7 protein-coding genes are annotated in these 16,484 nt (G+C 37.8%); all 7 read left to right on the top strand.

Features of this window, described 5'->3' with window-relative positions; all coding sequences use genetic code 11:
* Positions 1-86: 86 nt before the first annotated feature.
* The 7 genes from TYM08_RS06050 (at position 87) to TYM08_RS06080 (ending at position 16,477) form a co-directional block, all read left to right on the top strand.
* Entirely contained in the window at positions 87-2,882 is a 2,796-nt protein-coding gene (locus TYM08_RS06050) for a cellulase family glycosylhydrolase (protein WP_422382067.1), read from the top strand.
* A 619-nt stretch (positions 2,883-3,501) separates the two neighbouring features.
* Positions 3,502-6,372 carry a glycoside hydrolase family 5 protein gene (locus TYM08_RS06055; RefSeq protein WP_422382068.1) on the top strand — a complete coding sequence of 957 codons (2,871 nt, stop codon included), beginning with the start codon at positions 3,502-3,504 and terminating at the stop codon, positions 6,370-6,372.
* Positions 6,373-6,658: 286 nt separating this feature from the next.
* Positions 6,659-10,114, top strand: coding sequence for a cellulase family glycosylhydrolase (locus TYM08_RS06060; protein WP_422382069.1), 3,456 nt, complete (start codon positions 6,659-6,661; stop codon positions 10,112-10,114).
* 236 nt (positions 10,115-10,350) lie between these two features.
* A complete protein-coding gene (cysD, locus tag TYM08_RS06065; RefSeq protein WP_422382070.1) occupies positions 10,351-11,259 on the top strand; it encodes a sulfate adenylyltransferase subunit CysD in 909 nt (302 codons plus the stop codon).
* Positions 11,260-12,849 carry a sulfate adenylyltransferase subunit CysN gene (cysN, locus tag TYM08_RS06070; protein ID WP_422382071.1) on the top strand — a complete coding sequence of 530 codons (1,590 nt, stop codon included), beginning with the start codon at positions 11,260-11,262 and terminating at the stop codon, positions 12,847-12,849.
* A 973-nt stretch (positions 12,850-13,822) separates the two neighbouring features.
* Positions 13,823-14,962 (top strand): SEC-C domain-containing protein, encoded by a 1,140-nt coding sequence (locus TYM08_RS06075; RefSeq protein WP_422382072.1) that lies wholly within the window; start codon positions 13,823-13,825, stop codon positions 14,960-14,962.
* 567 nt (positions 14,963-15,529) lie between these two features.
* Positions 15,530-16,477, top strand: coding sequence for a fumarylacetoacetate hydrolase family protein (locus TYM08_RS06080; protein WP_422382073.1), 948 nt, complete (start codon positions 15,530-15,532; stop codon positions 16,475-16,477).
* Positions 16,478-16,484 lie beyond the last annotated feature (7 nt).

The following is a 16,484-nucleotide window of genomic DNA, read 5'->3' on the forward strand; positions in this document are numbered from 1 at the left end:
TGTGCATAAAGATCAAAAGTGAACTAAATGTTTCGATATGATTTATGTCGGGTTTAACCCCTAAAATTAAATTTAAGGTGAACATTATGATTTTTAATAAAACAGCTTTGGCCATTGGTTTGGCTTCAGCGCTTGTACTTGCTAGTTGTGCTAAGAAAGAAGTAAACCAAGCACCAACAATGAGTATAAGTGCAAATAATAGCACTTACATTGTTACAGCTAATGATGCTGATGGTGATACGTTAATTTATTCGTGGTCTATTGGTGGTGCAAGCTACGTAGATACGCCAGTTTTTGATACTGAAGACGCCAATATACCTTTTACAGGTATTCAAGTTGTAACTGTTAAGGTGATGGATAGTGCTGGAAATTCAGTTTCACAAGAAGTGACGATGAATTTTGGTGGAACTGGCTCTGGCACTGGCACTGGCACTGGAGCTGGAACTGGAACTGGAACTGGAACTGGAATTAGCACTGGAACTGGAACTGGAACTGGCACTGGAACTAGCACTGGAACTAGCACTGGAACTAGCACTGGAACTAGCACTGGAACTAGCACTGGAACTGGCACTGGTGTAGGTCCTGTGGTAGACGGTCCTGCCGATGTAGTGGTCGATGCTAATGATTTGGCAGCTGCGATTGCAGCTGCGACCGGCCCTGGTGAAGCAGTGTCTGGTAATGTGATCTATACACCTTTAGCGGATGGGCAAGTACCTGAAGATGTACCAGCGCCAAGAGTAATCACAATTGATGAAAACGATAATGTAGTCGAGTATAAATTGCCTCGCCCTCATACGTTTGATTATGGTTTACCCCTTGGTTCGGGTTATGTTTTAGATGATTTTAATGATAATGACCACCAAAATAACGTGGGTGGCGCAATGGGAACAATGCATTGTGAAAACTACACTGAAGGTGGCGGGTACTGGTATGTGTTCGCTGGTGAATCATCAACCATTACCAATAAAAATGGTCTGCCAATTAATGCTTATAATATCATTGAGGCAGTACAAGATCGTAATCTAGAAGTGAATATGAAAGCAGGTTCTGGTGATAATGGATATGCGGGAGTAGGCACCAATATTGTGTTTGAAGAATACCCAGTGCCATTAAGTGGATTAACATCGGTGACGATTGTGGCAAAAGGTTCTGGTGAGGTGGTTCCTATGTTTGAACCGGATCGCGTTTCTTTAGGTTTAGATGCAGCTTCACTGGGTCAAGCAGAGCCTGACTGGGGGAATTACGCAGCTGGTCCAATAACTTTAAGTAACTCGTGGAAAACCTATACTATTTCGGCAAGTGATTTTATTGGTGAAAAATATTCATTATTAGGTGGTGAGGATGGTGGTGATACTACTTTATTGGGTGAAGGCACAGCGACTAAGTTCTTCTTCCAAATTAAAGATGGTGCAACCGCAACGATTGCAATTGATTCAATTAAGTTTAACGGCAGTTTAAGTATTGCTGATATCGACTACAAAAAAGAAGGCGTGCCTTCGGTTGAAGATTGTGGGTTGATAGCAAGTCTTGAAGATGGCTCGTATGTACAAGGTACACCGTCATTGATTCCTGATTATTACATTGATTGGGCAGCGACAGGTGATATTGCAACTCCTGATGCAGTAACTGCTGAAGATTCCCCTGTTGCAAATGGATCTACTGGTAAGTCTAACTGGTTACGTGTTGATGGCTCTAAAATGTACGATAGCAACGATAATCAAGTGCGCTTAACGGGTGTGAACTGGTTTGGTTTTGAAACACGCGCAATGATCCCGATGGGATTATGGTCTGCAGACGAAGATGGTCGTACCTATAAAGAAATGTTAGATCAAATCAAAGCGCTTAAATTTAATACAGTGCGCATACCATTTTCTGACGAGGTGATAACTCGTTCTACAAATGGTGATTTAAACTTTGAAGATCACCCTAAAGTGTTCTCAATTGATTTAGCGGCTAATGGTTTAGAGCCAGGAGATAATCCGTTAGACTTGATGGATCTTATTGCTAATTACGCTCAAGAGATTGGCCTTAAAATCATCTTAGATTCCCATTCACGTGGTAGTGATGGCTATTTAGTAGAAGGTTACTGGTTACCTGAAGAAAGTGCTGAATTCCAAATTACTTATGAGCAATGGGTTCAAAACTGGAAAGATTTAGCGGATCGTTATAAAGATAACGACGCGGTTGTTGCTATGGATCTAAATAATGAGCCACATTTTGATGCTTATTGGGCAGATGCTGGTGAAAACGGTAAGACTATTGATGAAACCCATAACTGGAATGAAGTGGCGCAAGAATTGGCTAAAAATATCTTAGATATTAATCCAAATGTGTTAATCATTGTTGAAGGCGTTGAGCGTACTCATGACGGCGCAACGGCACTGAATTCATACTGGTGGGGTGGTAACTTGCAAGGTGTAGAGCAAAACCCAATTAACTTAGGTTCTGCTGCACGCAATGCGAAACTAGTTTACTCGCCACATGTATATGGCCCTGAAGTGTATGTTCAGCCTTGGTTTAAAGACTCTAACTTCCCTAATAACTTAAAATACATCTGGGAAGACCGTTTTGGCTTTATTAATACAAACAATACAGGTCATATGTTGATCGGTGAGTTTGGTATAAAAAATGATATTCCAGGTTCGGTTTCAAATGCATGGTTTGAAGAGTTCTTAGCCTACATGGGTGAGCGTAAAGATGGATATTCTTGGACGTTCTGGGCTTGGAATCCAAACTCAGGGGATACTGGTGGTATTTTGAAGAATGACTGGGAAGCGGTTAATGACTGGAAGGTTGAATATTTAAATGGGACGCGCTCAATTAAAGGTCAGCCAGGAGTTAACTTAATGGCACCGTTAATTGGTAACTTAAATGGAAAGTAAATAGTTTCAATTTTAAATAAGTAAATATGTAGCCCTGAAATTCACGTTTCAGGGCTTTTTTTTGCCAGTTTTTTAAGGTTAAGATCAAGTTTGATTTGGATATGAAATATATTAGAGCAGTGTCTTTGAATTCATATTCACTGTTTCTCAGTTTTAAACGCTTTTAATTATATTATTAACTGAGAAATAAAAGTCTCAGGCGAAGGGGGGAAGGCTTTTTTGTTTGTATTATTAAATGGGTTTTTATGTATAAATTGTAATTTAAATTGGTACTACTAATACAAAATAATGTAAAGTGGCAAATATACACAGTATGTGCCTAAAAGGGTGTCAAATATGTCGATTTTGACAGAAAAATATTGACAACTTGATTAAATTTACTCAGATGGAAGTGAATGTGGCTACAAAAAAGTAAGAAAGTGTAAAGAAATAGCGCTTATTTGTAGTGATATTCGTTATTTGAGTAAAGGTATGAAAGTTTAGTTGATAAACTGGGTACGTAAAGTCAAAATTGTGCCAGATAGTTCACAAAATGTATAAAAAAACAGAAACAAATGAGTAAAGTTCGATATCATTCGTCTCGGATTTACTCCCTGATATGTAATTTTAAGGTGAAAATATGATTTTTAACAAAACGGCTTTGGCCATTGGTATGACTTCAGCACTAGTGCTAGCGAGTTGTTCTAAGAAAGAAGAAAACCAAGCTCCAACAATGAGCATAAGTGCAAATAATAGCACTTACATTATTACAGCAAGTGATGCTGATGGTGATGCATTAACTTATTCTTGGTCAATTGGTGGTGTAAGCTACGGTAATTCACAAGTTTTTGATACTGAAAATGCTAGTATCCCTTTTACAGGTAGTCAAGTTGTTACTGTTAAAGTAATGGATAGTGCTGGAAACTCAGTTTCACAAAACGTAACTATGAATTTTGGTACTGTTGGTACAGGAACTGGAACTGGAACTGGTACAGGAACTGGTACAGGAACTGGTACAGGAACTGGAACTGGTACAGGAACTGGTACAGGAACTGGTACAGGAACTGGAACTGGTACAGGAACTGGTACAGGAACTGGAACTGGAACTGGTACAGGAACTGGAACTGGAACTGGAACTGGTACTGGTACTGGAACTGGAACTGGTACAGGTACAGGAACTGGTACTGGTACAGGAACTGGAACTGGTACAGGAACTGGAACTGGAACTGGCACAGGAACTGGAGATAATTCGCAAGCTGTAATTGATGCTTTGGAAGATTACGATAGTTCTGTTGCTGTTAGCTCTGAAACAAAAACGGCGGCACAGGCAGTATTAGCTGCATATGATGGATCTGTTCCAGTTCCTGCTGATGTTCAAGCAGCTGCATTATTGCTTAAAGTTGAAATTGGTGAAGAAATTTCTGGTAACGTAATTTATACGCCAGTCCCAGACGGTCAGGTTCCTGATGATGTTGCAGCACCAGTTACAGTTACTGTTGATGCTGATGGAAATGTAACTTTAGTTGAGCTGCCTCGTCCTCATATCTTTGATTACGGTACTGACGAAGGATTTATTTTAGATGACTTTGCAGATAACGATCATCAGAATAATTTAGGTGGAGCAGTGGCTACTTTGCACTGTGAAAACTACACAGAAGGTGGTGGTTATTGGTATGTGTTTGGTGAAAAAGGCGAAACACAAATTGAAAATGCTGCTGGTTTATCAATCAATGCATATAACATCATTGAAGCAGTTGATAACCAAGAATTGCATATCAAAATCAATGGTGGTGCTTATGCTGGTGTTGGTACGAACTTAGTTTTTGAAGAATACGAAACTGATTTAGCTAATCTAGAGTGGATTGAAGTAACAGTTAAAGGTTCGGGTACAACTTCTGCAATGTTAGAGCCTATTCCTGAATTTAAACCAGATTGGGGTAACTACACTGCGGGTGAATTCACTTTAACCAGTTCTTATCAAACCATTCGTTTTGATGTAGCTGACTTTGTTGGTGAAGAATATGATCCTTCTATTGCAGATCATAATTTTGTAGGTGATGGTAAAAAAGCAACTAAATTCTTCTTTCAATCTAAATCAGAAAGTGGCGTAAATGTTGAAATTTATATTGATAAAATTGAATTTGGCGGAACGAATTTAAAAATTGCTGATATAGATTATAAGAATGAAGAAGCTAAATCAGTAGCTGAATGTGATTTAGATCAAACTACTTTAGATGTTCCAGCTGTTGCAGAATACCCAGCTATTGATTACGCAGATTTTGCTGCCACTCATGGTGAACTTGGACAGCCAAATGATGTGATTACATCTTGGCCTGTACATTCTTTAGCCTCTACAGGCCAGCCAAATTGGTTGACTCGTGATGGTCGTATATTACGTGATTCGCAAAGCCGTCCAGTGCGTTTAACTGGTGTTAACTGGTTTGGTTTTGAAACTAAAGCGTTAATCCCGATGGGTATTTGGGAAGGCGGTCGTACAATTGATGGCATGCTAGGTGATATGGTTACTCAAGGTTTTAATACTGTACGTATTCCATTCTCAGATGAAGTGATTGCTGGTTCATTAAATGGTTCTATCATGTTAGGTGACTTAGATATCGACCTTTCAAATAATGATGGTTTGACCGCTACTGATACGCCATTAGACTTGATGGATGTAATTATTGAGAAAGCATCAGCACTTGGCTTGAAAGTAGTTCTAGATTCTCATTCTCGTGGATCGGATAAATACTTAGTTGAAGGCTACTGGGAAGGTGATTATGGCACTCCTGATTTTGGTTCAGAAGAAAAATGGATTGAACATTGGGTGATGTTAGCTAATCGATATAAAAATGAAGATGCGGTTGTAGCATTCGATTTAAATAACGAGCCTCATTTTGAATCAGCTTGGGGATCAATGGATTCTGATTACAACTGGAATGAAGCGGCTGAGCGTGCTGCAAATGCAATTCAAGCTGTTCATTCAGATGTGTTAATCATTGTTGAAGGTGTTGAACATTTGCTAGGTAATCAAGAGCCAGATGATGCACAAAAAACATTGAACGCATACTGGTGGGGTGGTAACTTGCAAGGTGTGCATGATAACCCAATTAATATCACTGATAATAGTAAGTTGGTTTATTCTCCACATGAATATGGCCCTGAAGTTTATACTCAACCTTGGTTTAAAGATTCAACATTCCCGCGTAATATGCCTTATCTATGGGAAGATCGTTTTGGCTTTATTTATCAAGAAAATATTGGTCATATGTTTGTAGGTGAATTTGGTATTAAAAATGATATTCCAGGTTCGGCATCTAATATTTGGTTCGATAATTTTGTTAAATACATGTGTGATCGTAAAGAAGGGTTTTCTTGGACATACTGGGCTTGGAATCCAAACTCAGGAGATACAGGTGGTATCTTAGGTAATGACTGGACTGAAATTAACGACTGGAAAGTCGATAAAATTAAAGACTGTCAAGCACCAATGATTGGTAACAATAACGGTTAATTATAAATTAAGCGTTAATTCCCTAAAGCCTCAATGCTCTGGCATTGAGGCTTTTTTTTGTCTAAAGAACAGATATTACATTCTAATAACATTTGGGGTAATTTAAAGATAATTAAGTAGAACCTTTTTAAACATTTGTAAAGTTGATACAATCTCGGCGATTTTTTTGAACTGCGTCTCAAATTTTTTCATTTTGCAAATGATTAAATTACTTGAGCGCCCAATGGGAACAATTTAAATAATCTATTTGAATGTTCACTGTGCATCTAATTAAAAAGTGATAAATATGATATTTAGCAAAAAAGCACTAATAGCAGGGCTTTCATCTGCTCTAGTTTTTACTGGTTGTATAAAAGATTCAGATGAGTCTTCTGAAATAAAGAATAAACCACCCACTGTGCAAATAAATGTAGGTGATGGTTTTTATACGGCTGCAGCAACTGATCCTGAAGAAGATTTGTTGACTTATTCTTGGGAGGTCGCAGGTTTAAGTTATGGGCAATCTGAAACTTTTACACCGAGTCAAACAGGATTACACGGTGAAAAGTTAGTTTCTGTTATTGTTACAGATGCTGCGCAAAACCAAGTTACAAAAATAATTTCAATAGATTTTGGTGCTGTTATAAATCTTGCACCAACTGCTGATCCAATTTTATCAGGATCTATTTTGACGGCTAATGCAAAGGACCCTGAAGGTGGCAACTTAACTTATGTTTGGAAAGTTGGTGCTGTAGAATTAAGCGAACAAGAAACATTTGATATTAATGATGCGCCAGTAGAAATTTTTGGTGTTCAAAATGTTGTATTAACAGTTAATGATGGTAACTCTGAAGCGCACTTTACAGTTGATGATGTCGATTTTGGTGAAGCACCCAATAATCTACCTGTAATTGTGATGGGTAATTCAATTACAGCATTAACCGGTGAGTTGTTCCAGCTGAGTGCTTCGGCAACGGATGCCGATCAAGACATGCTGACATTTAGTTGGGTATTAAGTGATGGTCAAACCGCAATGGGAGAAACTCCTAGTTTTACTATCAATGTTGAAGATGAATACATCGCAACATTAACTGTTTTTGATGGGGCTGATACGGTAAAGCAAACAGTTAATATCTCAATTACAGAACCAAATAGCATTCCAGTTATTACATTGGCAGAAGCAACGGATACTGAATTAAATGCCGCTGCAACCGATGATGATGCAGAGGATGTATTAATCTTTACTTGGTCAGTTGGTCAAGCTGAAGTGGGTGTGGGTACAACAGTATTATTATCCGATGCGCCATTTTCAATTGTTGGCGTGCAAGATGTGTTATTAACTGTTACAGATGGCGAAGACTCAGTTTTCTCACTTTTAACAGGTGTGGATTTTGGTACGCCAACGAATGAAGAAATTGTTGAAGAATATAACGGTGAGCTTCCTGTTGTTGATCAAACCATTATTGATTCCGCTGAAGCAATTTTGGCTGATTATGATGGATCATTACCTGTTCCAGAAAACGTCACAAAGGCAGCTGCATTAATTTTAGCTGATACAACCGGTCAACAAGTTTCAGGCGGTGTGATTTACATACCAACTGAAGAAGGTGGTCAGCCAACGGCTCCCTATTTAGTTCAAGTCAAACAAAATGGCGATGTTGAATTAGTGGCATTACCGGTACCACATATTTTTGATTACGGTACTGAAAATAGTTTTATTTTAGATGATTTTGCAGACAACGATCACCAAAATAATTTAGGTGGCGCAGTCGGTACCTTGCATTGTGAAAACTATACCGAAGGTGGGGGTTATTGGTATGTGTTTGGTGATGCGGCAACCACTATTGTTAATAATGTGAATATTCCTATCAACCCTTACAATATTATTGAAGCGGTGAGTAACCAAGAATTGCATTTGAAAATGAATGTTAATAAATATGCAGGTGTTGGCACTAACTTAGTATTTGAAGAATATGAAACGGACCTAACGGGAATCGAAACAATTGAATTAACGGTTAGAGGTTCAGGTAAATTTATACCTATGTTTGAACCGATTCCAAGTATAAAAGGCAATTGTGATGATTGTTGGGGTAATTACGCTGCATATAATGGAGCAATCGGCACACCCTATGAGTTAACTTCATCTACCAATAAAATAATAATTAATGCTTCTAGTTTTGTTGGTGAACAGTATTCCCAGCTTGATGGATCAGCAGATGGTGGTACACAGCATGATTTTATTGCTGATGGGTCAAAAGCGACTAAATTCTTTTTACAGACAAAAGATGAAGGTCAAAATTTTGAAATTTATATTGAAAAAATTGAATTTAAAGGAACGGGTTTAAGTATTGATGATGTTGGCTATAAAGGCATGACTAAAGCTGAATCTGAAGCAGAAATTGCTCATTGTGATTTAGATAAAACCGCATTAGATGTACCTGTTGTGGCTGAACATCCAAACCTTGATTACGATGCGTTTGCCATTAAATACGTTGATTTAGGTCAGCCAGATGAAACAGTGAATACTTGGGTTGCCCCTTCGTTAACAGATACTGGCACGCTTAATTGGTTAAGTGTTGATGGTCGTGTGTTAAAAGATTCTAAAGGTAATCCAGTGCGTTTAACAGGTGTAAACTGGTTTGGCTTTGAAACCAAAGCATTAATTGCAATGGGTCTTTGGACTGGTGGTCAAACCATTGATGATATGTTGCAGTCTATTGTAGATGAAGGGTTTAATACAGTGCGTATTCCTTTTTCTGATGAAGTCATTGCAGGGTCACAAAACGGATCAATTTTATTAGAAAATCTAGATATTGATTTAACCGCTAATCCAATTGCTGATCAAGATGGTGACAATATGCTTACCCCACTTGATTTATTAGACGTAATCGTAGCAAAAGCCAGTGCAAAGAATTTGAAAATTGTTTTAGATTCTCACTCACGTGGATCAGATCAATACTTGGTTGAAGGTCATTGGGTAAGTGATAATCCAACTGCCACATTTGGCACAGAAGAGCAGTGGATTCAAAACTGGGAAATGTTAGCGTTACGTTATAAAAATGAAGATGCTGTTGTGGGTTTTGATTTGAATAACGAGCCACATTTTCAGGCAGCTTGGGGTTCTAATGAGGCTTCTGATAACTGGAATGAAGCAGCAAAACGAGCAGCGGATCGAATCCAAGTGATCAATGAAAACGTGTTAATTATTGTTGAGGGTGTTGAGCATTTAAATGGCGATCAACAAATGGATGATATGCAAAAATCACTAGAGTCATATTGGTGGGGCGGAAACTTACAAGGCGTAGTAAATAACCCGATTATCCTTACTAGAGATCAATCAAAATTGGTTTACTCGCCACATGAATACGGGCCTGAAGTGTATACTCAACCTTGGTTTAAAGTAGCAGGATTCCCACGTAACTTACCTTATTTGTGGGAAGATCGTTTTGGCTTTATCTATCAAGATAATATAGGTCATCTGTTTGTAGGTGAGTTTGGTATCAAGCATGATATCCCAGGTTCTGCTTCAAATATTTGGTTTGAGAGCTTTTTAGATTATATGTGTGCTCGTAAAGAAGGTTTCTCTTGGACTTATTGGGCTTGGAACCCTAACTCAGGCGATACAGGTGGTATCTTAGGTAATGATTGGGAGCAAATTAACGGTTGGAAAGTTAATCTGCTTCAAGGCTTAAATGCCGATGGATCAAATAATCCAAACAGAGAGAATTGCCAAGCACCATTAATTGGTAACAATAACGGTTAATTATTAATTAAACGTGAATTACCTAAAGCCTCAATGTGAAAGCATTGAGGCTTTTTTTTATGGCTGGAATAATCAGGTTGATCAAGCTTTTGGCTATCAATATATAACCTGTGCTTATACATACTCAAAATTTCATAACTCTAGTACAAACAAATATAAGACCGAGCTTTTTATAACTCATTGATATTGATACAATCCGCGCCAATTTCCACTATTCACATTTATAGGTTTGCAGTATGAATGATCATCGCTTAACCCATTTAAAACAGCTTGAGGCAGAAAGTATTCACATTATTCGTGAAGTGGCTGCTGAATTTGATAATCCAGTAATGTTGTACTCCATCGGTAAAGATTCCGCTGTGATGCTGCACTTGGCTTTGAAAGCGTTTTATCCTAGTAAATTACCGTTTCCAGTGTTGCACGTAGACACTAACTGGAAATTCAAAGAGATGATTGAGTTTCGCTCAACCATTGTTGAGCGTTACGGTTTAGATTTAATTGTTCACCAAAACCAAGAAGGTTTGGATATGAACATCAACCCATTTATTCATGGTAGTGCCAAGCACACAGACATCATGAAAACCCAAGGTCTAAAACAAGCTTTAGATAAGCACGGTTTTGATGCCGCCTTTGGTGGTGCACGTCGTGACGAAGAAAAGTCTCGTGCAAAAGAACGTATTTATTCGTTCCGTGATGCTAAACACCGTTGGGACCCAAAAAACCAACGCCCAGAATTATGGAACATCTACAACGGTAAAGTGAACCAAGGCGAATCCATTCGTGTATTCCCATTGTCTAACTGGACAGAGCTAGATATTTGGCAGTACATTCACATGGAAAACATCCCATTAGTGCCATTATACAAAGCAGCAATGCGCCCTGTGGTTGAACGTGACGGCACGTTAATCATGGTTGATGACGATCGTTTTGTCTTTGAAGAAGGCGAAAAACCCGTTGATAAAATGGTTCGCTTTAGAACATTAGGCTGCTACCCATTAACCGGTGCAGTTGAATCAGAAGCCACGACATTGCCTGAAATTATTCAAGAAATGTTATTAACCTCAACATCAGAACGTCAAGGTCGTGTAATTGATAGCGACTCATCGGGCTCGATGGAGAAGAAAAAACAAGAGGGGTATTTCTAAATGTCACACCAGTCTGAACTGATCGCACAAGATATTAACGCGTATTTAAAACAACATGAAAACAAAGAGCTATTGCGCTTTTTAACATGTGGTAACGTTGATGATGGTAAATCCACATTAATCGGACGCCTACTTTATGATTCAAAAATGATCTACGAAGATCAACTAGCCGCCATTGAATCAGACAGCAAAAAAGTCGGCACAACCGGCGAGAAAATTGATCTAGCATTATTAGTAGATGGATTAGCCGCCGAGCGCGAACAAGGCATTACCATTGATGTGGCTTACCGTTATTTCTCAACAGAAAAACGCAAATTCATCATTGCCGATACACCGGGCCACGAACAATACACACGTAACATGGCAACCGGTGCATCAAACTGTAACGTAGCGATTATCTTAATTGATGCGCGTTACGGCGTACAAACACAAACAAAACGTCATAGTTTTATTGCGTCATTACTAGGCATTAAGTCAGTGATCATCGCAGTAAACAAAATGGATCTTTTAGATTTTTCTGAAGAAAAATTTGAAGAAATCAAAAAAGATTACAACGAATTTTCAAAAGATCTAAACCTAACGGACGTGCATTTTATTCCGATGTCAGCACTAGATGGCGACAACGTAGTAAACCGCTCAACGCGTTCGCCGTGGTACACCGGCCAAACCCTAATGGAAACATTAGAAAGCATTGAAATTGATGTGGAAATTGAACAAAACTTCCGTATGCCCGTGCAATGGGTGAATCGTCCCAACCTAGATTTCCGTGGATTCTCAGGCACCATCGCAGCGGGTGAAGTTAGCGTTGGCGATACATTAGTAGTGATACCATCGGGTAAAACCTCTAAAGTAAAATCCATTGTCACCTTTGATGGCAACTTAGAAACGGCCTTTGTAAAACAAGCCGTTACGATTTGTTTAGAAGATGAAATCGACGTATCACGTGGTGATATGTTAGTGAAACCAGGCCAAGAGCCGTTAGTGGACAACAAAATTCAAGCGAACATGGTTTGGATGATCGAACAGCCACTAGTTACCGGTAAACAATACGATTTCAAATTAGGCGCAACGACATCTTCTGGTGCAATCAGTGACATCGAATACAAAATCGACGTAAACACATTAGAAAAACAAGACGCAAACAAATTAGAGTTAAACGAAATTGGCGTATGCCAAATTAACCTAAACAAAGCGTTTGCCTTTGATGCCTACAGCACAACACGTGGCACAGGTTCATTCATTGTGATTGACCGTCTAACAAACGTCACCGTGGGTGCGGGCATGATCCTACAAGGATCATCTAATGATGAAGTGATTGCAGTAAGTGATACCGAACGTGAACGTCGTTATTCACAAACTGGCGCCATTATCAAAGCAGCCAACGAACAAGTAGCCACAGAACTTGAACGTCGTTTATTTGATGCTGGACACCTAGTTGTTAACCTAGAAAATGCAGATCAAGCACTATGCGAAACCTTCAGCGCACAATCCATGTTAGCGATTACGTTAGCCGATGTGAAAGCCGATATAGAAGCAAAAACCGCAATGGACGCATTTGTAGAATTAACCGCTAAGAAAATTTTGAAGTAATTTTTTTAGATTTAAAAAAGCCTTCGTTTAGAAATGAACGAGGGCTTTTTTGTGGGTGGGTATTTTTGATTTATATTGATGTGGGTGATGGCTTGCCTTCACAACTAACTGTCTTGAAAAGTAGGTATTCAATTTAGCTTGATTAGTAATTTTGGTTATGAAGTAATTAGACTCATTTTCTTGGTTGTCAACTTGAGCAGTTTTATTGTTGCTTACAGGAGGTAAGTAAGGAGTGAGAGCATGCTTAAAGGGATTTAAGTTGTAGTAATTGTAGGAGCATATTGATAAGGACATGGAAGTTTGGCTTTGGTTGGGGAGGTAAGTGAACGTTTTGCCAGTTGAATAACTAGGTGTTTAAGAGTTTGCTTTTTGCTAAAGTGGTATGAAACAGCGACTTGATTTATTCTGTTTTTTAGCCGCTCTGACCTTCTTGAAATTAACAAACGGAGGTTTTTTTGGCGGGAATAAATTGAATTGGTGTATTTGGTTGTAGGTCAGAGGTTTGCCCTGACAGCTAATATGTTTTGGAAGGTGGGGAGGGCTTGCACTTATGATGTGTTGTGGGTGTCTATGCCAGGTTTAAAACTTTGACCCTATGCATTGCTCGTTTTCTTGGTCGTCATTTTCAACAGCTTTATTGTTGGATGTCCAGTGGCTTTGAGTGGTAAAGTGCGTCGATCACTTTTCTATGCTTAGTAAGGATTTAATAACAAGGTGTCTAGTAGGTTATTTTTTGCTAAAGTAATGTGAGGTAAATGAATTGACTCCTTTGCTTTTACTTTTTCGACTATTCATTGGTTATTAGTATTTCGTTATAATCCATATTTAATTACTGAACGATAAATTATTTATAATAAGGAGTGTTGTTATTAAAATTTTCATTAATAATTTCCCCAAACCAGTTAGCAAGCTAGTTCCAGTTGGAAATACTGGAGAGAGAAATGTAGGTCCTACCATTTTAATGGGATTTGATATGGGTGGTGATATTAAAGAGATGTATTACAATGCATTAAGTAAATTCTTTTTAAGCTTTATTATTTATGATGAAGTTATTATTACAGATAGTGATTTTAAAATACTAGTATCTAAAATAGGGATAGAAAATTGTCTTGCTCTGTTAGATTCTAAAAAATTAAAATTAATATATGATAAAATTGACGTAGGAATGGAATTTTTGAATTCAAATGGTTCAAGATTAAAATTTACAAATCAATTTACCACGATACCATTTATAGAATATATTGATAGAAACTATAAAGAATTTTCAAATAAAAAGTCATTAAAACCCAAGTTTATTCAATATATGGATAACGCTTTATTAAAAAATATTCAATCATTAGACGCAGGTGCTGATAATAGTGTTTATGATAATGCATATAAAGAATTGATTAATGAGGTTAATTCATCGGATATATCTAAAGAATTTCTTTCAGGTGTTGAATCGATCCATGATATGGATCCATTCCAATCAACGAAGACAAATAGATTATTCAATGCTTTAAAAGGATTTTCTTTCCAGGATAAATGTGGTGCGGAAGTTATTTTGCAAGATGCTTTTTCGAAAGAGTATCTTAATAGTAAGTTAGCTTTTTTATTTAGAGGTGAGTCTATAGATAAAGTTGATTTATTTAGTGAAATAACAAAATCGAAAGGAATACCCGATTTTTATCATTTATTGCAAAAAAATATTATTGGTATTCATGATATTGTTGAGTTTGCAACTTCGAAAAAATCTAAATTTTTCATGGATTGGTTTGCTGATGAAAATGTTTCTAAAGAGGATGTGTATTTTAAATTGATGGCCTCTAAAAAAGAAAGAGTAACCAGTAAGGGAGTTAGATGGTTGTTTCCTAATATTGTGGGTCTTGTAAACCCTGTGTTAGGTGTTGTTGCGTCAGGTGTCGATAGTTTTATTGTAAATAAAATAGTGAAAGGATGGAATCCTAATATTTATTTAGATGAATTCCTTAAGTCTAATATTGATATTCTGATAAATGATAATGAAAAGAAGTTGAAAAAACGTGACATAATAAATCGCTTTGGTTCTGTAAAGCCTAATTCACCTTGTCCTTGCCAAAGTGGGTTGAAATTTAAAAAATGCCATGGATATTAAACCACTGGGGTTGAGTCCCCCATCACCCAAATGGTGTTTGGTGGACGCGACCCTAAATCACGCGTAAGCTAGATTAAAAAGAGCCTTCGTTTAGAAATGAACGAGGGCTTTTTTGTGGGTGTGTAATGTGACAAACTAATATGAATTGGAAGCTGGGTGGGAGCTTGCTCTTGATAGTTTTATGGGGCTATGAGACCTGTAGCTAAAGATATGCCAAGCTAACAACCAACACTGGGGTCGCGTCGTACGCCGTTACCGGCAATATATCTAGCAGGTTAAAGTCCTGTCCTAGGAATTACTCATTCACCTAGGTAGCACTGAAAAGTAGTGTTCAAGTAATTGGATGCTGTAAGAAATCAACGGGGTCGCGTCTTACAATTGACATAGACACCCACATAAATAAAGGTCAGCACTTCAGTGTCGGCCTTTTTTGTTTATCTAAAGCGTAAAGTCGTTGATTGGGTTTAGCTTCTAAATGACGGATGATTTCTCAAAAAATAAGTAGCCATATAAAACTAAAGCAGTTAAGTTTTCGTATAGTTAAAAAATACAAAACGAGAGATGCATATGAAATTTTTAATCGTAATAGTAACACTGAGTTTAGCTGGATTTAGTTTTGCCAAAGATAACCAACCCCCAGAATACTTTGCAAGGTATCAAATAAATCAAACTATCGGTTTTGGTCAAATATTAGATGATAAAATTCAACCATTAATTGGTGATTTATTTCAGCAATTTGAAAAATCAGGCGAGCCGATTTCTTTAAAAGACGTCACTTTATTATTACCCACACAACCTCAATCGGTATTTGCAGTGGGCATGAATTTCGCCAGTCACTTGTCATCACCTTCTAATGCGCCGCCTCCGTTATTCTTAAAATTACCTTCCTCATTGATTACGGCAGGTAAGAATATCGAATTACCTAAAGATGCCACAAACGTGCATTTTGAAGGGGAGTTGGTGTTAATTATTGGCAAACAAGCTAAAAACATTTCAATAGAAGAGGCAGATGATTATATATTTGGAGTGACCGTTGGTAATGATATTACCGAGCGAAATTGGCAGAGTTCAGACTTACAATGGATGCGTGCAAAAGCAATGGATGGATTTGGTCCAGTAGGTTCAATCATGGCAACAGGGTTGGATTATAACAATCTGTTATTAACCACCAAACTAAATGACAAAATCGTTCAGCAAGAAAATACAAAATTTATGATTCACAAACCTGCAAAGGTAGTGAGTTATTTGAGTCAGTATTTTACATTGATGCCAGGGGATTTAATTTATATGGGCACACCTGGGCGCACGCAATCTTTAAAGCATAATGATAAAATATTGGTGAGTATTGAAAAAGTTGGAATGGTTGAAAATATGATAGTAAGAAAAAATCATCGAGGTCGCGTCTTACAATTGACAAAAAAATCATCGGGGTCGCGCCTTACATTTGACATAGACACCCACATAAATAAAGGTCAGCACTTAGGTGCCGGCCTTTTTTGTTCATCTAAAGCGTAAAGTCGTT

Origin of the sequence: Marinicellulosiphila megalodicopiae (assembly GCF_045862395.1) — a bacterium.
GTDB classification, from domain to species: domain Bacteria; phylum Pseudomonadota; class Gammaproteobacteria; order Pseudomonadales; family Natronospirillaceae; genus Marinicellulosiphila; species Marinicellulosiphila megalodicopiae.

Bases quoted from the DNA above. Each gene is read 5' to 3' on its own strand.
- TYM08_RS06050 (WP_422382067.1), top strand. From the start codon at position 87: ATGATTTTTAATAAAACAGCTTTGGCCATTGGTTTGGCTTCAGCGCTT.
- TYM08_RS06055 (WP_422382068.1), top strand. From the start codon at position 3,502: ATGATTTTTAACAAAACGGCTTTGGCCATTGGTATGACTTCAGCACTA.
- TYM08_RS06060 (WP_422382069.1), top strand. From the start codon at position 6,659: ATGATATTTAGCAAAAAAGCACTAATAGCAGGGCTTTCATCTGCTCTA.
- cysD (WP_422382070.1), top strand. From the start codon at position 10,351: ATGAATGATCATCGCTTAACCCATTTAAAACAGCTTGAGGCAGAAAGT.
- cysN (WP_422382071.1), top strand. From the start codon at position 11,260: ATGTCACACCAGTCTGAACTGATCGCACAAGATATTAACGCGTATTTA.
- TYM08_RS06075 (WP_422382072.1), top strand. From the start codon at position 13,823: ATGGGTGGTGATATTAAAGAGATGTATTACAATGCATTAAGTAAATTC.
- TYM08_RS06080 (WP_422382073.1), top strand. From the start codon at position 15,530: ATGAAATTTTTAATCGTAATAGTAACACTGAGTTTAGCTGGATTTAGT.